General features: G+C 70.5%; 19 protein-coding genes and 1 tRNA gene. 12 read left to right on the top strand and 8 right to left on the bottom strand.

Features of this window, described 5'->3' with window-relative positions:
* Nucleotides 1-152: 152 nt before the first annotated feature.
* Nucleotides 153-2,885 (bottom strand): pyruvate dehydrogenase (acetyl-transferring), homodimeric type, encoded by a 2,733-nt coding sequence (gene aceE / locus ACFV9D_RS08345; protein WP_385142810.1) that lies wholly within the window; start codon nucleotides 2,883-2,885, stop codon nucleotides 153-155.
* Nucleotides 2,886-3,285: 400 nt separating this feature from the next.
* On the opposite strand from aceE, the gene ACFV9D_RS08340 reads away from it, so the two are divergent.
* The 6 genes from ACFV9D_RS08340 to ACFV9D_RS08315 all read left to right on the top strand — a co-directional run bounded on the left by ACFV9D_RS08340 (nucleotide 3,286) and on the right by ACFV9D_RS08315 (nucleotide 7,686).
* On the top strand, nucleotides 3,286-3,708 hold the full coding sequence (locus ACFV9D_RS08340) for a DUF3052 domain-containing protein (protein WP_385142807.1): 423 nt from the start codon (nucleotides 3,286-3,288) through the stop codon (nucleotides 3,706-3,708).
* 133 nt (nucleotides 3,709-3,841) lie between these two features.
* Nucleotides 3,842-4,300 carry a peroxiredoxin gene (locus tag ACFV9D_RS08335; protein WP_383551087.1) on the top strand — a complete coding sequence of 153 codons (459 nt, stop codon included), beginning with the start codon at nucleotides 3,842-3,844 and terminating at the stop codon, nucleotides 4,298-4,300.
* Between the two features lie 113 nt (nucleotides 4,301-4,413).
* Nucleotides 4,414-4,989: a TerD family protein gene (locus tag ACFV9D_RS08330; protein WP_260226644.1), complete on the top strand. Its 576-nt coding sequence runs from the start codon at nucleotides 4,414-4,416 to the stop codon at nucleotides 4,987-4,989.
* Nucleotides 4,990-5,101: 112 nt separating this feature from the next.
* Nucleotides 5,102-5,677, top strand: a complete 576-nt coding sequence (locus ACFV9D_RS08325) for a TerD family protein (protein ID WP_385142804.1) — start codon at nucleotides 5,102-5,104, stop codon at nucleotides 5,675-5,677.
* Between the two features lie 29 nt (nucleotides 5,678-5,706).
* On the top strand, nucleotides 5,707-6,852 hold the full coding sequence (locus ACFV9D_RS08320; protein WP_385142801.1) for a DUF475 domain-containing protein: 1,146 nt from the start codon (nucleotides 5,707-5,709) through the stop codon (nucleotides 6,850-6,852).
* A 96-nt stretch (nucleotides 6,853-6,948) separates the two neighbouring features.
* Nucleotides 6,949-7,686: a Tellurium resistance gene (locus ACFV9D_RS08315; protein ID WP_385142798.1), complete on the top strand. Its 738-nt coding sequence runs from the start codon at nucleotides 6,949-6,951 to the stop codon at nucleotides 7,684-7,686.
* Between the two features lie 45 nt (nucleotides 7,687-7,731).
* Here ACFV9D_RS08315 and ACFV9D_RS08310 read toward each other — a convergent pair whose 3' ends face one another.
* Entirely contained in the window at nucleotides 7,732-8,637 is a 906-nt protein-coding gene (locus ACFV9D_RS08310) for a TerD family protein (RefSeq protein ID WP_385142795.1), read from the bottom strand.
* A gap of 177 nt (nucleotides 8,638-8,814) precedes the next feature.
* Here ACFV9D_RS08310 and ACFV9D_RS08305 point away from each other — a divergent pair, with 177 nt between their 5' ends.
* The 3 genes from ACFV9D_RS08305 to ACFV9D_RS08295 are packed head-to-tail and all read left to right on the top strand — an operon-like array spanning nucleotide 8,815 to nucleotide 13,400.
* A complete protein-coding gene (locus ACFV9D_RS08305; protein WP_385142793.1) occupies nucleotides 8,815-10,014 on the top strand; it encodes an HpcH/HpaI aldolase/citrate lyase family protein in 1,200 nt (399 codons plus the stop codon).
* 6 nt (nucleotides 10,015-10,020) lie between these two features.
* A complete protein-coding gene (locus ACFV9D_RS08300) occupies nucleotides 10,021-12,486 on the top strand; it encodes a phosphoribosyltransferase (protein WP_385142790.1) in 2,466 nt (821 codons plus the stop codon).
* Nucleotides 12,487-12,542: 56 nt separating this feature from the next.
* Nucleotides 12,543-13,400, top strand: coding sequence for an HAD family hydrolase (locus ACFV9D_RS08295; RefSeq protein WP_385143208.1), 858 nt, complete (start codon nucleotides 12,543-12,545; stop codon nucleotides 13,398-13,400).
* On the opposite strand, the gene ACFV9D_RS08290 is transcribed toward ACFV9D_RS08295, so the two are convergent.
* Nucleotides 13,363-13,992, bottom strand: coding sequence for a DedA family protein (locus ACFV9D_RS08290; protein WP_385142787.1), 630 nt, complete (start codon nucleotides 13,990-13,992; stop codon nucleotides 13,363-13,365). The genes ACFV9D_RS08295 and ACFV9D_RS08290 overlap by 38 nt on opposite strands.
* A gap of 615 nt (nucleotides 13,993-14,607) precedes the next feature.
* Between ACFV9D_RS08290 and ACFV9D_RS08285 the strand changes: the two genes are divergently transcribed.
* Entirely contained in the window at nucleotides 14,608-15,753 is a 1,146-nt protein-coding gene (locus tag ACFV9D_RS08285; RefSeq protein WP_385143204.1) for a sensor histidine kinase, read from the top strand.
* Nucleotides 15,744-16,391: a response regulator gene (locus ACFV9D_RS08280; protein WP_385142785.1), complete on the top strand. Its 648-nt coding sequence runs from the start codon at nucleotides 15,744-15,746 to the stop codon at nucleotides 16,389-16,391. Before ACFV9D_RS08285 ends, ACFV9D_RS08280 begins: the two co-directional genes overlap by 10 nt.
* Here ACFV9D_RS08280 and ACFV9D_RS08275 read toward each other — a convergent pair whose 3' ends face one another.
* The 3 genes from ACFV9D_RS08275 to ACFV9D_RS08265 form a co-directional block, all read right to left on the bottom strand.
* Nucleotides 16,392-16,610: a zinc ribbon domain-containing protein gene (locus ACFV9D_RS08275; RefSeq protein ID WP_385142782.1), complete on the bottom strand. Its 219-nt coding sequence runs from the start codon at nucleotides 16,608-16,610 to the stop codon at nucleotides 16,392-16,394. It abuts the gene before it with no gap.
* Nucleotides 16,611-16,632: 22 nt separating this feature from the next.
* Nucleotides 16,633-17,925, bottom strand: coding sequence for a hypothetical protein (locus tag ACFV9D_RS08270; protein ID WP_385142779.1), 1,293 nt, complete (start codon nucleotides 17,923-17,925; stop codon nucleotides 16,633-16,635).
* A 215-nt stretch (nucleotides 17,926-18,140) separates the two neighbouring features.
* Complete coding sequence (locus tag ACFV9D_RS08265) at nucleotides 18,141-18,908, bottom strand: DUF4097 family beta strand repeat-containing protein (RefSeq protein WP_385142776.1); 768 nt, start codon at nucleotides 18,906-18,908, stop codon at nucleotides 18,141-18,143.
* A gap of 165 nt (nucleotides 18,909-19,073) precedes the next feature.
* Between ACFV9D_RS08265 and ACFV9D_RS08260 the strand changes: the two genes are divergently transcribed.
* Nucleotides 19,074-19,148, top strand: a tRNA-Val gene (locus ACFV9D_RS08260).
* Between the two features lie 62 nt (nucleotides 19,149-19,210).
* On the opposite strand, the gene ACFV9D_RS08255 is transcribed toward ACFV9D_RS08260, so the two are convergent.
* Both ACFV9D_RS08255 and ACFV9D_RS08250 read right to left on the bottom strand, forming a co-directional pair.
* Entirely contained in the window at nucleotides 19,211-20,353 is a 1,143-nt protein-coding gene (locus tag ACFV9D_RS08255; RefSeq protein ID WP_385142773.1) for a tyrosine-type recombinase/integrase, read from the bottom strand.
* Nucleotides 20,353-20,550, bottom strand: a complete 198-nt coding sequence (locus ACFV9D_RS08250) for a helix-turn-helix domain-containing protein (RefSeq protein WP_385142770.1) — start codon at nucleotides 20,548-20,550, stop codon at nucleotides 20,353-20,355. Before ACFV9D_RS08250 ends, ACFV9D_RS08255 begins: the two co-directional genes overlap by 1 nt.
* Nucleotides 20,551-21,272: the final 722 nt, after the last annotated feature.

Below are 21,272 nucleotides of genomic sequence, written 5' to 3'. Positions count from 1 at the left end.
CTCTCTCCTCTCCCCCGACCTTCTTTGTGGGTTGTGTTTTTTTTTTTTTTACCCCCCCCCCCGCCCCCCCCCCGGCGTTCCGGGGGGGGGTTGGGGGGGGGGGGGGGGGGGCCCCCCCCCCCCCCCCCCACCCGCGCCACACGGTTACGCCGTCACGCGTCGCCGCCGGCGGCGCCCGGATCCGCCGCCGCCACGTCGAGCAGCTGGTAGCGGTCCACGGCCTGCTTCAGGACCGACCGGTCGACCTTGCCCTCGCGGGCGAGCTCGGTGAGGACGGCGAGGACGATCGACTGGGCGTCGATGTGGAAGAAGCGACGGGCCGCACCGCGCGTGTCCGCGAAGCCGAAGCCGTCCGCGCCCAGCGAGGTGTAGGTGCCGGGCACCCAGCGGGAGATCTGGTCCGGAACCGAGCGCATCCAGTCGGAGACGGCGACGAACGGGCCCTGGGCCGAGGACAGCTTCCGCGTCACGTACGGGACGCGCTGCTCCTCGTCCGGGTGGAGCAGGTTGTGCCGGTCGACCTCCACGGCGTCACGGCGCAGCTCGTTCCAGGACGTCGCCGACCAGACGTCGGCCCGCACGTTCCACTCCTCGGCGAGGATCCGCTGCGCCTCGACCGCCCACGGCACGGCGACACCGGAGGCCATGATCTGCGCGGGGATCGCGCCGGCCTCGCCCGCCTTGTAGCGGTAGATGCCCTTGAGGATGCCCTCGGCGTCCACGTTCTCGGGCTCGGCCGGGTGCTGGATCGGCTCGTTGTAGACGGTCAGGTAGTAGAAGATGTCCTCGGCGTCCGGGCCGTACATCCGCTTCAGGCCGTCCTGGACGATGTGCGCGATCTCGAAGCCGAAGGCCGGGTCGTAGGCGACACAGCCCGGGTTCGTCGAGGCGAGCAGGTGCGAGTGGCCGTCCGCGTGCTGGAGGCCCTCACCGGTCAGCGTCGTACGGCCGGCGGTGGCACCGAGCACGAAGCCGCGTGCGAGCTGGTCCGCCATCTGCCAGAACTGGTCGCCGGTCCGCTGGAAACCGAACATCGAGTAGAAGACGTAGACCGGGATCAGCGGCTCGCCGTGCGTGGCGTACGCCGAACCGGCCGCGATCAGCGAGGCCGTGCAGCCGGCCTCGGAGATGCCGTCGTGCAGCATCTGGCCGGTCGGGGACTCCTTGTACGCGAGCAGCAGCTCGCGGTCCACGGCCTCGTACTGCTGGCCCAGCGGGTTGTAGATCTTGGCGCTCGGGAAGAACGAGTCCATGCCGAACGTGCGGTACTCGTCCGGCGCGATCAGCACGAAGCGCTTGCCGATCTCCTTGTCCCGCATCAGGTCCTTGAGCAGCCGGACGAACGCCATCGTGGTGGCGATCGACTGCTGGCCGGAGCCCTTCTTCACCGGGGCGTAGGTCTTCTCCTCGGGCAGGACCAGCGGCTTCGACCGCACGACACGCGTCGGGACGTACCCGCCGAGCGCCTTGCGGCGGTCGTGCATGTACTGGATCTCCTCGGAGTTCCGGCCCGGGTGGTAGTACGGCGGCAGGCCGCCCTCCAGCTGCGCGTCCGTGATCGGGATGTGCAGCCGGTCGCGGAAGCGCTTGAGGTCGTCGACCGTCAGCTTCTTCATCTGGTGGGTCGCGTTGCGGCCCTCGAAGTTCGGGCCCAGCGTCCAGCCCTTGACGGTCTGCGCGAGCACCACGGTCGGCTGGCCCTTGTGGGCCTTGGCCGCCGCGAAGGCCGCGAAGATCTTCTTGTGGTCGTGACCGCCGCGGCCCAGGTGCAGGATCTGGTGGTCCGACATGCCCTCGACCATCGAGCGCAGCCGCTGGTCGTCGCCGAAGAAGTGGTCGCGGATGTACGCGCCGGTCTCCGTCGCGTACGTCTGGAACTGGCCGTCGGGCGTGGTGTTCAGCTTGTTGACCAGGATGCCGTCGCGGTCCTGCGCGAGCAGCGGGTCCCAGGAGCGGTCCCAGATCAGCTTGATGACGTTCCAGCCGGCACCGCGGAACTGCGACTCCAGCTCTTGGATGATCTTGCCGTTGCCGCGCACCGGGCCGTCGAGGCGCTGCAGGTTGCAGTTGACGACGAAGGTCAGGTTGTCCAGGCCCTCACGGGCGGCGATGGAGAGCTGGCCGAGCGACTCCGGCTCGTCCATCTCGCCGTCGCCGAGGAACGCCCAGACGTGCGACTTGGAGGTGTCGGCGATGCCGCGCGCCTCCATGTAGCGGTTCATCCGGGCCTGGTAGATCGCGCCGAGCGGGCCGAGACCCATCGAGACGGTCGGGAACTCCCAGAAGTCCGGCATCAGCCGCGGGTGCGGATACGAGGAGAGCCCGTTGGGGAATTTCGACTTCTCCTGACGGAAGGCGTCGAGCTGGGTCTCGTTGAGCCGGTCGAGGAGGTAGGCGCGGGCGTAGATGCCGGGGGAGGCGTGGCCCTGGAAGAAGATCTGGTCGCCGCCGTCGCCCTCGTCCTTGCCGCGGAAGAAGTGGTTGAAGCCGACGTCGTACAGCGAGGCGGAGGAGGCGAACGTGGCGATGTGGCCGCCGACCCCGATGCCCGGGCGCTGGGCGCGCGAGACCATCACGGCCGCGTTCCAGCGGGTCGCGTTGAGGACCTTGCGCTCGATCTCCTCGTTGCCGGGGAAGAACGGCTCGTCCCTGGTCGCGATCGTGTTGACGTAGTCCGTGCTGCGCATCTCGGGCACGGCCACGCGCTTCTCGCGGGCGCGCTCGATCAGGCGGAGCATCAGGTAGCGGGCCCGCTCACGGCCCCGCTCGTCGACGGCGGCGTCGAGGGAGTCGAGCCATTCCTGGGTCTCTTCGGGATCGAAGTCCGGGACCTGGCTGGGAAGGCCGCCAATGATGATCGGGTTGCGATCGGATCCGGAAGCCACGCTGTTCCTTCGCTGTTCGGTGGAGCCCACGGGGAGGCCGGGATGTCCATCGTGTACCCCGTCGGTGTCAAACGTCATCTCTACCGAGGGGTAACCCCCGTGGGGCTCCTGGTTGGGTCAAATCGCAACCTTACGCCCAACCCGCGCATGCGTTTCGTCAGCACGTTCGGCAGACTGAAGCCGCGGAAGAACGCAAAGCGGTACGAACCGTGTGCCATATGTCACGGAGCGGAGCGGAACCAGTCCGGAAGATGCGGCGAGACGGCCCCAAACGTCACCGTTTCGGCGGTCTCGGCGGCCGGGTACTTGCGCGATCCGCCCAGCACGTGTGGACTACGGCCAGCGCCGCGCGTACGCACGTGGCCGAAGCATTTTCCGATACATGATCAGGAGGCAAGCCGTGAGCGCGACCGCGGACCACGCGGAGGAGCGGACCAACCCGGCAGCGAGGCTGGGGTTCGAGCCCGGACAGGTGGTCCAGGAGATCGGTTACGACGACGACGTCGACTTCGATCTCCGCGAAGGCATCGAGTCCATCATCGGGTCGGAGCTCGTTGACGAGGAATACGACGACGTCGCAGACGCCGTCGTGCTCTGGTTCCGCGACGAGGACGGAGATCTGACGGACTCCCTGGTCGATGCCATTGGCCTGCTGGAGGACGGCGGCAACATCTGGCTGCTGACGCCCAAGACGGGCCGAGACGGTTACGTCGAGCCGAGCGACATCAGCGATGCCGCACAGACCGCCGGCTTCTCCCAGACCAAGAGCATCAGCGTGGCCAAGGACTGGGCGGGCAGCCGCCTGGTCGCACCCAAGCGCTGATCCCCAAGCAGCAGGAGCCCCCGCCGGCGACAGCCGGCGGGGGCTCTGTGCGTGGTGGGCCCGGGCAGGGTCCTAAGCTGGGCCTTCACCTGTTCGGTCCAGCGACTCTGTCCAGTGAAGGGATGCGCACGCCATGGCGATCGAGGTCGGCACCAAGGCCCCGGAGTTCGAGCTCAAGGACAACCACGGCCGCACCGTGAAGCTCTCCGACTTCAAGGGAGAGAAGAACGTGGTGCTGCTCTTCTATCCCTTCGCCTTCACCGGCGTCTGCACCGGCGAGCTGTGCGAGCTGCGCGACAACCTGCCGAAGTTCGTCAACGACGACACGCAGCTCCTCGCGGTCTCCAACGACTCCATCCACACCCTGCGCATCTTCGCCGAGCAGGAGGGCCTGGAGTACCCGCTGCTCTCCGACTTCTGGAAGCACGGCGAGGCCTCGCGCGCCTACGGCGTCTTCGACGAGGAGAAGGGCTGCGCCGTGCGCGGCACCTTCATCATCGACAAGGAGGGCGTCGTCCGCTGGACCGTCGTGAACGCCCTGCCGGACGCCCGCGACCTCGGCGAGTACGTCAAGGCTCTCGACACTCTCTGAACATCGGGGCGAATCGCCTGTCCAGGCCGGGAACCCGTCACTAGGATCCACTCGTTGATCCGATGCCAACGCACGACGGGGGCGCTGCCCCTGGAAACCACATGGAGGGACTCGTGGGAGTCAGCCTCAGCAAGGGCGGCAACGTCTCGCTGACCAAGGAGGCCCCTGGCCTGACCGCCGTCACCGTCGGTCTGGGCTGGGACGTCCGTACGACCACCGGGACGGACTTCGACCTCGACGCCAGCGCCATTCTGGTGAGCCCTGAGGGCAAGGTCCGCAACGACCAGGACTTCGTGTTCTTCAACAACCTGAAGAGCGCCGACGGCTCGGTCGAGCACACCGGTGACAACCTCACCGGCGAGGGCGAGGGCGACGACGAGCAGGTCAAGGTCAGCCTGGCCACGGTGCCCGCCGATGTCGCCAAGATCGTCTTCCCGGTGTCGATCTACGACGCCGAGAACCGCCAGCAGTCCTTCGGCCAGGTCCGCAACGCGTTCATCCGCGTCGTGAACCAGGCCGGCGGTGCCGAGATCGCCCGGTACGACCTCTCCGAGGACGCCTCGACCGAGACCGCCATGGTCTTCGGCGAGCTGTACCGCAACGGCGACGAGTGGAAGTTCCGCGCCGTCGGCCAGGGGTACGCCTCGGGTCTGCGGGGTATCGCGGCGGACTTCGGCGTCAACGTCTGAGTCACGCACGTCTGAACAGTCCGGCGTCGCACACACCGTGCGGCGCCGGACGTGCCTCATCCGCAGTACGGAAGCAGCATCGCGAGCAGTTCTCACCGGGGAGGATCCACACATGGGCGTCACGCTCGCCAAGGGAGGCAACGTCTCCCTCTCCAAGGCCGCACCCAACCTCACCCAGGTGCTGGTCGGCCTCGGCTGGGACGCGCGCTCCACCACCGGAGCGCCCTTCGACCTCGACGCCAGCGCCCTGCTGTGCCAGTCGGGACGGGTGCTCGGCGACGAGTACTTCGTCTTCTACAACAACCTGAAGAGCCCCGAGGGCTCCGTCGAACACACCGGGGACAACCTCACCGGCGAGGGTGACGGCGACGACGAGTCGCTCATCGTGGACCTCACCAAGGTCCCGGCCAACTGCGACAAGATCATCTTCCCGGTCTCGATCCACGAGGCCGACAACCGTGGCCAGACCTTCGGCCAGGTCAGCAACGCCTTCATTCGCGTGGCGAACCAGGCGGACGGCCAGGAGCTGGCCCGCTACGACCTCTCCGAGGACGCCTCCACCGAGACCGCGATGATCTTCGGCGAGCTGTACCGGTACGGCGGCGAATGGAAGTTCCGGGCGGTGGGGCAGGGGTACGCGTCCGGCCTCCGGGGCATCGCTCTAGACTTCGGGGTCAACGTTTCGTAAAGCCGCGTAATTACACGATGGGGTAGACAGTGGTACTGAAAACCTTCGGCTGGTCGTTCGCCATCACGGCGCTCGGTCTGGTCGCAGCGGTGCTCTACGGGGGGTGGGAAGCGTTCGGGATCGTCGCGATCCTGTGCATCCTCGAGATCTCGCTGTCCTTCGACAATGCGGTGGTCAACGCCGGAATCCTGAAGAAGATGAATGCCTTCTGGCAGAAGATCTTCCTCACGATCGGTGTGCTCATCGCCGTCTTCGGTATGCGACTGGTCTTCCCCGTCGTGATCGTCGCGATCAGCGCCAAGATCGGCCCCATCGAGGCCGTCGATCTCGCCCTCAACGACGCCGAGCGCTACGAACAGCTCGTGACCGACGCGCACCCGTCGATCGCGGCCTTCGGCGGCATGTTCCTGCTGATGATCTTCCTCGACTTCATCTTCGAGGACCGTGACATCAAGTGGCTCGGCTGGCTGGAGCGCCCGCTGGCCAAGCTCGGCAAGATCGACATGCTCTCGGTCTGCATCGCCCTGATCGTCCTGGCGATCAGCGCCATGACCTTCGCGACCCAGGCCCACCAGCACGGCGGCACGCACGTCGACAAGGCGTCGACCGTCCTGCTCTCCGGCGTCTTCGGCCTCATCACGTACCTCGTCGTCGGCGGCCTCTCGGGCTACTTCGAGAACAAGCTGGAGGAGGAAGAGGAGCGCGAGCACGAGGCTGAGGAGGAGGCCAAGCGCAGCGGCAAGAAGGTTTCCGCGGTCCAGCTGGCCGGCAAGGCCGCCTTCTTCATGTTCCTCTACCTCGAGGTCCTCGACGCGTCGTTCTCCTTCGACGGTGTCATCGGCGCCTTCGCCATCACCAACGACATCGTCCTGATGGCGCTCGGCCTCGGCGTCGGCGCGATGTACGTCCGATCGCTGACGGTCTACCTGGTCCGCCAGGGCACCCTCGACGACTACGTCTACCTGGAGCACGGCGCCCACTACGCCATCGGCGCGCTCGCCGTGATCCTCATGATCAGCATCCGGTACCAGATCCCCGAGGTCGTCACCGGCCTCATCGGTGTCGCTCTCATCGGCTGGTCCTTCTGGTCCTCCGTCCGCCGCAACAAGGCACTGGCGGCGGCCGAGGGAAAAGCTGACTCCTCGGGCAAGACCGAGGTGTCGTCCGGGGTGTGACACCCCCGGCAACGAGGAACGCTTCAGTGCGGGGCGGTCGGTGCACCCGGCCGCCCCGCCGCGTATGTCATGGCTTCGAGTGGGGGGTGGGGACGCATGGCCTTCTGGGACGGCCTCTTTCCGGGCAGGGCGGCGCAGTTCGACTCGGGCAACGCCTCCAGCAACTCGATCGACCTCACGAAAAGGCGCCCGACGGTCTCGCTGACCAAACAGGGCGCCGCCACCGGCAATCTGCGCGTCAATCTCTCCTGGCGCATGCGCACCTCCGACATCGAGGGCCGCTCCCGCCAGAGCGGCCGACTGCTGCGCCACCCCTCGAAGCTCTTCAAGCCCGAGGTCGTCCAGGCGCACACCCAGAGCATGGTCAACGTCGACCTGGACCTCGGCTGCATGTACGAGCTGGCCGACGGGTCCAAGGGCGTGGTGCAGCCGCTCGGCAGCTTCTTCGGGTCCCTGAACGCGCCGCCGTACGTGAACCTGAGCGGCGACGACCGGTTCGGCGGGTCGTCCGGCGAGACGATCTTCGTCAACCTCGACCACCGCGACGAGATCAAGCGGCTGCTGTTCTTCGTCTACATCTACGACCAGACGCCGGCCTTCGACCGCACGCACGCCAAGGTGACGCTCTACCCGAGCAACGGGCCCCGGATCGAGATCGAACTGGACGAGCGCGCCCCGCAGGCCCGCTCCTGCGCGGTGTTCACCGTCGAGAAGGTCAAGGACGAGCTGATCGTCCGCCGTGAGGTGAAGTTCGTGTACGGCTTCCAGGCGGAGCTGGACCGGCTGTACGGGTGGGGCCTGCAGTGGGGGCGCGGCTACAAGACCAAGGCCTGACCCGTGGCGTTACGGGCGTCCGGGCGCACGGCCCGGAGCGCGTCGTTACGGGCGGACGAACTGCGGGCCCATCGGCGGCAGCCGGAAGTTCGGGTCCGGGGCGGGCGCCGCGGCCGCCGCGGGCTGGGGATAGCCGTACGCGGGCTGCGGGTAGCCGTAGGCGGGCTGCGGGGACGCCGCCGGCTGGGGGTAGCCGTAGGACGGGACGGGCGCCGGTGGAGTGGTCGGCTGAGGCGGTACGGGGGCGGCCACGGGCCGCTGGACGACCGTCGCGTCGAGCCCCGGGTCGGCGGCGGAGGTGACGGCCGGCGTCTCGCCGCTGTCCCTCCCGGTCCCGGTGCCGGTGCCGGTGCTGCCGTCCGTGCCCGCGCCCGGCCCGTCGTCCGTCCCCGCGTCCGTGCCCTCGTCCACCGAGATCCCGAAGTCGGTGGCGAGCCCGACGAGACCGGTCGGATAGCCCTGCCCCACCGCGCGGAACTTCCAGCCGTCCCCGCGCCGGTACAGCTCGCCGCAGATGATGGCCGTCTCCTCGCCCGTCTCCGCCGTCACGTCGAACACGGCCAGCGGCTCTCCGTCCCCGGAGCCCGCGTCGTACAGCAGGATCCGCAGGTCGGAGACGGACCGGAAGGTGTCGCCGTCCGAGGAGGCCGCGATCACCACCTGGTCGACCGACGGGTCGAGCCCGCCGAGATCGGCCTCGACCGTGTCGGTCAGCCCCTCCGCCACCCGCTTCTTCGGCAGCCGGCGCACCAGCCCCGAGGGGTGGCGCGGCTGGTTGTAGAAAACGAAGTCCTCGTCGGAGCGCACACGACCGTCGGCGCCGAGCAGCAGCGCCGAGGCATCCACGTCAGGGACCCCGGGGCCCGGGGTCCAGCGGAGCACGGCCCGTACGGCCGCGGTGTCGAGAGGGACGTTGGAGCCCTTCAGCATCGCGTGCGTCATGACCGTCATCCTGCCTTCCCGCCCGACCCGCGGACAACGCGGGGGCCGTGGCGATCGGGGAGAGATGCGCCGGATGCGGATGAGTTACCTGGATTTCATGCGCGAAGGGAACTAAGGACACCCGCACCTACGTACTATTACCGGCCACATGTCGTCAGGGCCCGCAGAGGCAGTCGGGGGTATTACATGCGTCATTTCGGGCACATCCCGTCCGCTTCGCGGGCCGGGCTGTTCCTCCAGGAGCCGGCCGAGTTCACCGCCGACTCGCCCGCGAGCACGCTCGCGGTGGCCCTGGGGGCCACCCTCTACAGCCCGGCCACCCGGCCGCGGCTCGCCGACGACGTGCGCAAACAGGCCGCACGCGGGGTCGTCTCCATGGTGCTGTGCCTGGAGGACTCCATCGACGACGCCGATGTGGAGGCCGCCGAGGTCAATCTCGTCCGCCAGTTCGCCGCGCTCGCGGCGGACGACGAACAGACGGCGTCGGCGACACCGGCGCAGCAGCCCCAGGACGTGCCCCTGCTCTTCATCCGGGTCCGGGAGCCCCGCCAGATCACCGATCTCGTCGCGCGGCTCGGCGACTCCGTCCGCCTGCTGTCCGGCTTCGTGCTGCCCAAGTTCACCGAGACGCGCGGACGGGCCTTCCTCGAAGCCCTCACCGTCGCCGAGAAGGCGAGCGGTCGGCGACTTTTCGCCATGCCCGTCCTCGAATCGCCCGAGCTGCTGCACCTGGAGACCCGCGCCGAGACCCTCGCCGGCATCGCCGCGACCGTAGACAAATACCGCGAGCGGGTCCTCGCCCTGAGACTCGGCGTCACCGACTTCTGCTCCGCGTACGGGCTCCGCCGCTCGCCCGACATGACGGCCTACGACGTCCAGCTCGTCGCCCATGTCATCGCCGACGTCGTCAACGTCCTCGGCCGCTCCGACGGCACCGGCTTCACCATCACCGGGCCCGTCTGGGAGTACTTCCGGCTCGGCGAGCGCATGTTCAAGCCCCAGCTGCGCCGCAGCCCCTTCCTGGAGGGCCGCGCGGAGGACCTGCGCACCGCGCTCATCGAGCACGACCTCGACGGGCTGCTGCGCGAGATCGAACTCGACCGGGCCAACGGACTGCTCGGCAAGACCTGCATCCACCCCACCCATGTGGTGCCGGTGCACGCACTCTCCGTGGTCAGCCACGAGGAGTACAGCGACGCCCAGGACATCCTGCGGCCCGAGCGGGGCGGCGGCGGGGTGCTGCGCTCCGCGTACACGAACAAGATGAACGAGGTGAAGCCGCATCGGGCGTGGGCCGAACGGACCCTCCTGCGCGCCGAGGTCTTCGGCGTCGCCCGGGAGGACGTCGGCTTCGTCGATCTGCTCACCGCCGGACTGGCCGGCTGACGGAAGGTGAAGGACGACGTGGTGTGGTCGGGAACGTGGGTCGCGGAGCGACTGGGCGTCGAACTGGTCGGCGGCGAGGAGCTCCCGGGCCTCTTGGGCCTCGCACTGCGCCGCAACCCGAAGCGCGCGCATCTGCTGGTCTCCAACGTGCTCGGCAAGCACGTGCCGCAGCGCCCGAGCGTCGTGTACGGCTCCGGGTTCTCGCTCGGCCTACGCGTGCGCGACCTGCTCGGGCGTGAGGAGGCCGCGCGCAGCGTGGTCGTCGGCTACGCGGAGACCGCCACCGGCCTCGGCCACTCGGTCGCCGACGGTCTCGGCTTCGCGCCCTACCTGCACTCCACCCGGCGCCCCGTCGAGGGCGTGGCGAGCGCGGGCGGCTTCGAGGAGTCCCACTCGCACGCCACCTCGCACCTCCTGCTCCCGGAGGACCCGAAGCTCCTTGCCGGTGACGGCCCGCTGGTCCTCGTCGACGACGAGTTCTCCACCGGCAACACCGTCCTCAACACCATCCGCGACCTGCACGAGCGCTTCCCGCGCGAGCGGTACGTCGTCGTGGCCCTGGTCGACATGCGCTCGGCCGCCGACCTCGGCCGGCTGGCGGGCTTCGCCCAGGAGATCGGCGCCCGCGTGGACCTGGTGACCGGTGCGGCCGGCACCGTACGGCTGCCCGAGGGCGTCCTGGAGAAGGGCCAGGCCCTCGTCGCCGCGCACGAGACCGCTCCCGTCCCGCCGCCCCGGGCGCCCCGCACGGCCCCCGTACGGGTCGAGCTGGGCTGGCCCTCCGCCGTTCCGGACGGGGGCCGCCACGGCTTCTGCGCGCCCCACGCCGTCGCGCTGAACGACGCCCTGCCGGGCATGACCGAGCGCCTGACCGCGGCCCTCGGCGGCGCGCGCCGCGTCCTCGTCCTCGGCTTCGAGGAGCTGATGTACGCGCCGCTGCGGCTCGCCGTCGCCCTGGAGCGCGGCGGCCGGGACGTCTCGTACTCCACCACCACCCGCTCGCCCGTCCTGGCCGTCGACGACCCGGGCTACGCCATACGCACCCGGCTGGTCTTCCCCGCCCATGACACGCCCGCCGACGGACCCGGCGAGCGGTACGCCTACAACGTCGCCGGCGCCGGCTTCGACGCGGTCGTCGCCGTGGTCGACTCCGCCGCCGACACCCCCGAGCTCCACGCCCCGGACGGCCTGCTGGCCCAGCTCGCAGCGCACATCCCGCACGTGGTCCTCGCCGTCGTCCCCTCGTACGTTCCCTCGTACGGCCCCGCTCCCGCCACCGAAGCTCCCGAAAGGAGCTCCATGCTGCCCGAGCCCCTCCGCGGCCCCGCCTTCTCCTCGTACGCGCCCGAGGAGGTCGGCTGGCTGCTCCAGGACCTCTCGGACGTCGAGCTGGAGGCCCCGACCGAGGAGCGCGAGGAGGCGATCCAGAGCGGCGGCGCCCACTACGCCGAGTCGCTGCCGGTCGAATACCAGCCCAGCGACCGGTACCAGGAGCTCTTCCACGCCGCCCTGGAGACCTCCGCCGCCCGCATCGCGCGCGCCGTCGGCAGCGTCACCGAGACCGTCCTCGCCGAGAAGGCCGGCCGGGGGAGCGGCACGCCCGTCCTCGTCTCCCTCGCCCGGGCCGGCACCCCCGTCGGCGTCCTCATGCGCCGCTGGGCCCAGGCCCGCCACGGCCGCGACCTGCCCCACTACGCCGTCTCCATCGTCCGCGGCCGCGGCATCGACGCCAACGCGCTGCGCTGGCTCGCCGCCCACCACGACCCGGCCGACGTCGTCTTCGTCGACGGCTGGACCGGCAAGGGCGCCATCACCCGCGAACTCGCGGAGGCGATCAAGGAGTTCGAGCGCGCCGAGGGGATCACCGGCTTCGACCCGGAGATCGCGGTCCTCGCCGACCCCGGCTCCTGCGTGCGCACCTACGGCACCCGCGAGGACTTCCTCATCCCCTCCGCGTGCCTCAACTCCACCGTCTCCGGCCTGATATCGCGTACGGTCCTGCGCGCCGACCTCGTCGGACCCGACGACTTCCACGGCGGCAAGTTCTACCGCGAGCTGGCCGGCGCCGATGTCTCCAACGACTTCCTCGACGCCGTCGCCGCACGCTTCGACGAGGTCGCCGAGGACGTCGACACCGCCGTCAAGGAGCTGCTCGCCGCCGACCGCACGCCCACCTGGGAGGGCTGGGCGGCCGTCGAGCGCATCAGCGAGGAGTACGGCATCCACGACGTCAACCTGGTCAAGCCCGGCGTCGGCGAGACCACCCGGGTCCTGCTGCGCCGCGTCCCCTGGAAGATCCTCGCCCAGCGCGGCGCGGGGGCCGACCTCGCGCACGTGCGCCTGCTCGCCGAGCAGCGCGGGGTGCCCGTCGAGGAGGTCGACGGACTCCCGTACACCTGCGTGGGACTGATCCACCCCCAGTACACGAGGGGCGCCACGGGCGCCGACGGAAAGGCGGTGGTCTCCCAGTGACCTCGGTGAACAGCTCGGTGAACAGCTCGGCGAACGGCTCCGCTCACGGATCCGTGATGGTCGCGAGCGACCTCGACCGTACGCTGATCTACTCCTCCGCCGCGCTCGCGCTCGGCATGCCCGACGCTCAGGCGCCCCGGCTGCTCAGCATCGAGGTGCACGAGTCCAAGCCGCTGTCGTACATGACCGAGGACGCGGCTGTGCTCCTGGAGCAACTGGCCGGCGAAGCCGTCTTCGTCCCCACGACGACCCGCACCCGCAAGCAGTACCAGCGCATCCAACTCCCCGGCCCCACACCGAAGTACGCGATCTGCGCCAACGGCGGGCACATCCTCGTCGACGGTGTCGCCGACCGCGACTGGCACGAGGCCGTGGTCCGCAGGCTCGCCGAGGAGTGCGCGCCGCTCGCCGAGATCCGCGCGTACTTCACCGCCACCACGGACCTGTCCTGGGTGCGCAAGCACCGGGTCGCCGAGGACCTGTTCGCGTACCTCGTGGTGGAGCGCGAGCGGCTGCCGGAGGAGTGGCTGAAGCGGTTCGGCGAGTGGGCGGACGACCGCGGCTGGACGGTCTCCCTCCAGGGCCGCAAGGTGTACGCCGTGCCGAAGCCGCTCACCAAGAGCGCGGCGATGCACGAGGTCGCCCGCCGCTGCGGCGCCACGCTCACCCTGGCCGCCGGGGACTCCCTCCTCGACGCCGACCTGCTGCTCGCCGCGGACCGGGCCTGGCGGCCCGGCCACGGAGAACTGGCCGACACGGCATGGACCGCCCCGCACCTCGACGTGCTCGCCGAGCGCGGCGTGGCGGCCGGCGAGGAGATCCTGCGCCGCTTCCGGGCGGCCGTGGCCGAACACCGCTCGTCCGTGCCCGCGCAGCTCAAGGGTTCCTCCGCCGCGCTCCCCGACCCGGCCTGAGCAGCCGGGTCCTGAGCCTGACCCCGACGAAGCACAGGACGGCCGCCGCCGCCACGACGAGCACCGCCTTCGAGTAGACCGACACATAGCCGGTGACCTCCTCCCAGTTGTCACCGAGCGCGTAACCGGCCAGCACGAAGGCGGTGTTCCAGATCGCGCTGCCGAGTGTGGTGAAGACGAGGAAGGCGGGCAGCGGCATCCGTTCGACACCGGCCGGCACGGAGATGAGGCTGCGGAAGATCGGCACCATCCGGCCGAAGAACACCGCCTTCATACCGTGCCGGGCGAACCACGCCTCCGTCCGCTCGATGTCCGCGACCTTCAGCAGCGGCAGACGGGCGGCGAGGGCGACGGTACGCTCCCGTCCGAGCAGCGCCCCGACCCCGTACAGCGCGAGCGCGCCGACGACCGAGCCGGCCGTGGTCCAGATCAACGCGGCGAGCAGATCCATCCGCCCGGTCGCGGCCGCGAAGCCCGCGAGCGGCAGGACGACCTCGCTCGGGATCGGCGGGAAGAGGTTCTCGAGGGCGACGGCGAGGCCGGCGCCGGGGGCGCCGAGCGTGTCCATGAGGCTGTTGATCCAGCGTTCCATGGCTTCCACGCTAGGAATCGGGCGGTCGGCGGGGACTGATGGCGGCCGCACGGTGAGGGTGCGGTTTTCCGCAGTGCGGGCGGTGCGGTGCTCCGGCTAGCGTGACGGATCATGACCGACCTCCCCCGGGACCCAGCACGGAACCCCGCCCGCCCGTCGGCCGGAGAGCCGATCCGGTCGCCGGACGGAGAGCCGATCAGGTCGCTGGACGAGCCGATCCGGTCACTGGACGGAGAGCCGATTCGATCGCTGGACGAGCCGATCCGGTCACCGGCCGGAGGGCCGGTCCGGTCACCGGCCGGAGGGCCGGTCCGGTCACCGGCTGGAGAGCCGGTCCGGTCACCGGCCGGAGGGCCGGTCCGGTCACCGGCTGGAGAGCCGATCAGGTCACCGGCCGGAGGGCCGGTCCGGTCACCGGCTGGAGAGCCGATCAGATCGCCCGACGGAGACTTCGCCCGCCTTTCGGACGGTCCGCCGCCCCGCCGGCCGGCCGGAGAGTCCGCCCGCCCATCTGCCGGGGCGCCGGGGCGCCCGTCGGCCCGGGACTCGGGCAGGGGCCGTGCACCCGCTGGGGACGCCGGCCGGCCATCCGCCCGGCCATCCGCCCGGGAGGTGATCGGCCCGTACGTCCTGCGGTGGCTTCGCACGGGCGTCGGACTGGCGCTCGGGGCCGGGACCGCCGTCCTGGAAGTCCTCGGTGTCGTCGTCTGCGGCCTCGCGCTGCTGCCCGTGGTCGTCTGGCCGCGCGGCAGGCAGGCCGTCCTGCGCCCGGTGACCTCGGTCGGCCGCGCACTCGTCCGGCTGGAGCGGAAGCGCCTCGACCGCTGTCTCGACGTCCGGCTCCACGGCGGGTACGAGGACTCCGACGCCCTGCGCTACCTCGCCGCCCGCTGGCCCCTCGGCTTCCTCGGGGCGGTCGTCCTCGGCTGCGCCGCGTACGGCCTCGGCCTCGGCACCTTCGTCTTCTACGGCTGGCTGATCACCGACATCGACCACCCCTGGCTCGTCGCCTTCGGCAGCCTCGGCGGATTCTTCCTGCTCTTCCTCTCCGTCCAGGGAGCTCTCGGCGTCGTCTCCCTGGAGGACCAGTTGGCCCGCCGGCTCCTCGGGCCCAGCCACGCCCACGCGCTGGAGGCGCGGATCGCCCAGCTCGCGACCAGCCGCGCCGAGGTCATGGAGGTCGTGCACGACGAGCGGCGCCGGATCGAGCGCGACCTCCACGACGGCGTACAGCAGCGGCTCGTCGCGCTCGGCATGCTGCTCGGCCGGGCCCGGCGGCTGCGCGCGGGCGACCCGGAGCGCGCGGACGAACTGCTGCTCCAGGCCCACGAGGAGAGCCGCCGCGCGCTCACCGAACTGCGCGAGGTGGCCTGGCGCGTCTACCCGACCGTCCTCGACGAGGCGGGCCTGCGCGCTGCCCTGGAGAGCGTCGCCGAGCGCAGCCCGCTGCCCGTGGGGCTGGCGTACGCGGTGGAACGGCCGCTTCCGAAGGCCGTGGAGACGGTGGCGTACTTCGTCGTATCGGAAGCGGTGACCAATGTGGTCAAGCATGCGGGCGCGACCAGGATCGACGTCCATGTGGCGGTGACGGAAGGGGAGTTGAGCGTGCGGGTGACGGACGACGGGACCGGCGGCGCGGACGCGTCGGGGAGCGGGCTGAGCGGGCTTGCGAGTCGGGCGGCGGCTCTGGACGGGCGGTTCGCCGTGGACAGTCCGGTGGGCGGCCCGACGGTCGTACGGGCGGTGCTGCCGTGCGCGTGATCCTGGCGGAGGACTCGACCCTGCTGCGGGAAGGGCTCGTACGGCTCCTGACCGAGGAGGGCCATGAGGTGACGGCGGCCGTCGGCAACGCGGTCGAACTCCTCGCGGCGGTGGCGGCGGACCCGCCCGACGTGGTCGTCGCGGACGTACGGATGCCGCCGACGCACACGGACGAGGGGCTGCGGGCGGCCCTGGAGATCCGCCGGGAGTGGCCGGGCGTCGGTGTCCTCGTGCTCTCGCAGTACGTGGAGCGGCGGTACGCCACCGAGTTGCTGACCGGCGAATCGGGGGCGGTGGGTTACCTGCTCAAGGACCGGGTGGCGCAGGTCGACGAATTCCTGGACGCGCTGGAGCGGGTGGGGGAGGGGCGGACGGCGTTCGACCCGGAGGTCGTCCGCCGGCTCCTCGTCCGCACCACCCACACCGATCCGTTGTCACGCCTGACGCCGCGCGAGGGGGACGTGCTCGCGGCGATGGCGCAGGGGCACACGAACGCGGCGATCGCCGGGCAGCTGCACGTCTCGCAGAGCGCGGTGGAGAAACACGTCAACGCGATCTTCGACAAGCTGGAGCTGACGGGGCGGGGCGAGGGGTACAGCAGGCGCGTCCTGGCGATCCTGCGCTACCTGGGCAGCTGATCAGCCGCAGCAGCCTCCGCCGCAGCACCCACCGCCGCCACCACCACCGCCGGCGCTTTGGGCGGGTGCGGCCGTACCGCCGACGGCGACGGCCGAGAGCAGCTTGACGGTGTCGTCGTGCCCGGCGGGGCAGGCGGCCGGGGCGGAGGACTCGGCCATGGGGCGGCTGAGTTCGAAGGAGTCGCCGCAGGTGCGGCAGCGGTACTCGTAACGAGGCATACGGACAGGCTAACCGGCGCCGTCAACGATGCCCCGCGCCCCGCTCCTCCCGGATCTGTTCGACGACGCGGGCGGCGGTGGCGCGGACGGCTTCCAGCTCGGTCAGGAAGTGCCAGTAGTCGGGGTGGCGGCCCTCCAGCGTGCCGATCGCCCGGTCGAGCCGTCCCACGGCGTCGTCGAGAGGCCGGGCGTGCCGAGGATCCGGAGTGTTCCGTCCGGCCATCGCCAGCCGCTGGGCATCCCGGATCGCGAACCGGGTCCGGTCGATCTCCTGCTGCGGGTCCTTGGCGACGGCCTCCAGCCGGCGGAGCCGGTCGCCGGCGGCGGAGACGGCTTCGTCGGTGGTGTTGAGCAGGGCGCGGGCCGTGGCGAGCAGACTGGTGGCGTCCGGCCAGCGCTGCTCGTCGCGGGCCTTGGTCGCTTCCCTGAGCTTCTCCTCGGCCTTGCGGACGTTGTCGCCCGCCTGCTCGGGGACGTACTGGAGGTCCTGCCAGCAGGCGGCGGAGAAACGGCGGCGGAGTTCGGACAGGACCGGCTCGACGGCACCGGCCCGGGTGGTGAGCGCCTCGGCGCGGGTACGGAGGGAGACCAGGCGCTTGGAGGTCTCGGCGGCCCGTTCGGGGAGGCGCTCGGCCTCGGCGCGGACGGCTTCGGCGTCGCGCAGGACGCGGTCGGCGCGCTGGAGGGTCTCGGGGACGCCGTGGCGGCCAGCGCCTTCGTTGAGCCGGGTGAGCTCGGGGCCGAGGCCGGCGAGCCGAGCGGCGAGATCATCGGCGCGGAGCCCCGCCTGGCGGGCGTCGTCGAGAGCGGTGCTCGCGTGGCGGAGCGCCTGTCGCGCCCGCTCGACGGCGGGGGCGAGGCGGGCGAGCTGGGTCTCGGCCTTGTCGAGGAGCGGCCCGAGCCCCTGCTCGAACCGGTCCAGCTCACCCTTGACCCGTACGAGCTCGTCCTTGGCCCGGGTGAGCTCGGTGCGGGCGCGGTTGGCGGTGGCGGCGTCGAGCTCGTCGCGGTCGAGGTCGTGGGCGTCGACGGCGGTGATGTAGGCGTGGCTGACGTCGTCGATGCGCTGCCCGAGGGCCGCGAAGCCGTCGATGGCACGCCGGGCGCCGGGCGAGCTGTCGACGGCCGTGATCGTCTCGATGGAGATGCGCAGATCACGCTGGGCGGTGTCGAGCTCGTAGAACGCGGCGGCCGCGGCGTCCTTGGCAGCCTGCGCCTCGGCCCGCTGGCTCTCGCCACGCCCACCGAACCAGCGTCGGGTGCCGCCGCCGGCGAAGGCGGCGGGAAGGAGGGCGACAGCGAGCAGCGGCAGCATGAGCGCAACCCGCCCGACTCCTGCCCCGGCTGTCGTCCGGCGTCCTGATCCCGCCGATCGATCCGATCCGGCTGATCCGGCTGATCCCGCCCCCGTCACGGCGCTCGTGTATCCGCCCCTCGCGTGAGTCGCCGCCACGTCCCTCTCCCGTGCTGTGTCCGCCCTGCCCGGTCTGGTTCATTCTCCCACCAGGTAAGGACGAACACACGGGCCCGTCAGTTCGCGCTGCGGACGACGACTTCCCCGTTGTCGCTGCGGGCGGTCACGACGTGCGCGCTGCCCTTCTGGGTCGGCACGTCGATCCGGACGCTTCCGTTGTCGCTGCGCCCGTCGACGTCGTACGAGGCGGTGGGCAGGGCGATGTCGATCTCCCCGTTGTCGCTGACGGCGTCCACGCGCCCGGGCACGGCGCTCAGCGCGATCCGCACGGTCCCGTTGTCGGACCGCGCGACGACCTGCCCGGACGTCGTGCCGCCCTCGACGAGGACCTCGCCGTTGCTGCTGGTCAGATCGAGCGCGCCGGAGGCATTGCGGACGATGACGGCACCGTTGTCGGACTTCACCTTCAGCGGGGTGTCGAACCCGTCGGCGGTCACCTGACCGTTGTCGTCCTCGACGGTGACGGCGACGCCGCGCGGCACCTGGATCCGGTGCACGGAGTCGCAGTCACTGGCGACGGCGTCACACTCCACCCGCAGGGTGAGCCGCCCACCCTCCAGCCGCCAGGTGGCCTCGGGCCCGTTGCCCATGAACACCCACCCGTCGACCTGCCGGCTGACCCGCACGTCCTTGATGTCGGCGGGCACGATCTCCAGGGTGGAGTTGTCGGAGTCGACGGTGAGCGACTCCCCGGAGAAGGCGAAACTCTTCTCCTCGACGGGCGCCCCCTCGACATCGGCGCTCCCGCACCCACTGACAGAGAGGGCGACGACGACGGCCCCGCCGACGGCGAGGAGCGTACGGATGCGGCGACGAGCGGCCATGACGATCGAACCCCCAGGTAAAGCGCTGACTGTCCCGCCACGGTACGCACCCCACCCACCCCCGTACGATCCGGTAACCCCACCACCCGATGGTGGGGCTACCCCCCGGACGGATCGGTTTGCGGGACCCACCCGTGGGCCATGTACGCTGTTGCCTCATTCCACGGGTGCGTAGCTCAGGGGTAGAGCGCTGCTCTTACAAAGCAGATGTCGGCGGTTCGAAACCGTCCGCGCCCACCAGTACAAAGGCCCCCGCAGCGTCTCGCTGCGGGGGCCTTTGACGGTAGAGGCTGACGGCAGTCTCACTCGGGACGGCGCCGGCGGAGCAGCCGGTCCATGTGCCCCATCGCCTCCCTGCGACGCTCGTCGGAGACGTGCGTGTAGATGTTCATCGTGACGGCGATCTGCGAGTGCCCCAGGATCTCCATCACGACCCGCGCCGGCACGCCCGCGGCGAACAGGAGCGTCGCGCAACCGTGCCGTGCGTCGTGCAGCCGGATCCGGGGGAGCCCAGCCGCCTCCGTGATGCGCTGGAACGAGCGGCTGAGGTTCATCGGCTCGATCGTGCGACCGGTACGCGTCGTGAAGACGTAGTCACTGGCCTGCCAGTCCTGCCCCGCGGCGAGCCGCTGCGCGGCCTGCCGTAGCCGTTGCCAGCGGAGCGGGGGCACGCACATGAGGGGGAGAGGAACGACGCGGGTACGGCGGTTCTTCGTGGAGTCCGCGTAGGGCTCGTTCTGCACCCGCTGGATCTGGTTCCGCACCGTGAGCGTGCGACGTTCCAGGTCGATGTCCGACCAGCGCAGCCCTAGCACCTCCCCGCGCCGCAGCCCGAGAGCGACGGCGAGGACGAACGCCGCGTACAGCGCGTCCCCCCTCGCCACCTCCAGGAAGGCCGTCGTCTGCTCCAAGTCCCACGGCTTCAGCTCCCGCTGCTCCACCCGCGGGGTCGGCACGAGCTTGACCACGTTCCGGCTGATGAGCTCCTCCCGGCAGGCGGCGCTCAGCGCGCTGCGCAGGACGCGGTGAGACTCCTTGGCAGTGGCCGGTGACGCCTGGGTCGAGACGGCGGCGAGCATCCGGCGTACGTCGGCCGCCCCCAGGTTCTCCAGGCGCTTGGCCCCGATGTTGGGGATCGGGTAGAGGCGGACGTGGGTCTCGTACTTCGCGTACGTCGTCTTCTTGCGGTCGTCCTTAACGAACTGCTCCAGCCAGTACGGCAGCCACTCGGAGAGCTTGGCCGAGCGGGTCGGGGTCGGGATGCCCTGGCGGTCCCGCAGGACGAGTACCTGGCGCTTGGCGTCGCACTCGTACCAAGTGGCTCCGTAGACCGTCTTCCTCTTGCGGGTGCCATCGGGCTGGGGGACGTACACACGGGCTTCGTAACGCCCGTCCTTGCGCTGCCAGATGCTGCCGGCGCCGTTCGGGTTCCTCTTGCTTGCCATCAGGCAGCTTCCTCCAACTGGGTCTGGATAAAGGCGCGGAGAGATTCGGTGGGTACGCGGCGGCAGCGGCCGACCTTGATGCTCTTGAGCTGGCGTGAGCGGACGAGGTCGTAGACCTTGCTGCGACTGAGCTTCAGGGCAGCCATGACTTCGGGAACGGTCACGGCTGTGTGGCTGGTCGGGATCTGGGTCGTCAAGGCGGTGCCTCCTTGGCAGCAGGCCTCCGATGTAGCGGTGCTGAGCTACTCGCACAGCTTGGGGGCGGTGAGGATTGCGTGGGGCAGGTCGTGCTGGCCGTCGAGGTACCCCAGCGGGGCGAAGAAGGTGGAGTGACATTGCTCTGGGTCGTGACTCATCGCGACTCAGATCGGCCCGGAGGACGGGTTGAGACTGATCCCGGAGTAGATGGCGACCTGTCGGCCGTATGCGTCCCGGGGCGGGTGCGGCGGAGCTGTGGGACAACGGAGAGGAGGTTGCGGCCGAGGAGCTGCTTCGTGCCGATGGACTTCACGCCGTTGTCCTCCGCCCACTCCCGCCATGTGGTCCACAGAACGTCGACGGGCACTTCGCATGTGGGGCCGGTGGTGCAGTTGATGGGTGGGGAACCACGATGTAGCCCGGGCGAGTGCACAAGGTGCGGGTCAGGGAGTGCCTCCGGCGGGGGCGCTCAGGCTCCGGGATGGCGGGGGCTCCGATTGCGGGTGCCGGCCGCGGATGGTTGAGGCGGGGAACTCCCATCCCGTCTGCCGTCGACCCAGGACAAGCCGAGCAGACACGGCACAGGGCGTCCGCTCCACGTACGTGTGGGTCGGCGGCAGACGGGATGGGAGTTGAGGGAAGTGGTTGGCAGGGAAAGGTGGGCGGGGAGGGGCGCGAACTCCGGGCGCCTGAACACTGCTTGCCGCCAGGACGGGGACGT

The organism is Streptomyces sp. NPDC059875 (genome assembly GCF_042731085.1).
Classification (GTDB): domain Bacteria; phylum Actinomycetota; class Actinomycetes; order Streptomycetales; family Streptomycetaceae; genus Streptomyces.
The sequence above is the reverse complement of the archived record's forward strand: the minus strand, read 5'-3'. Positions and strand labels throughout refer to the sequence as shown.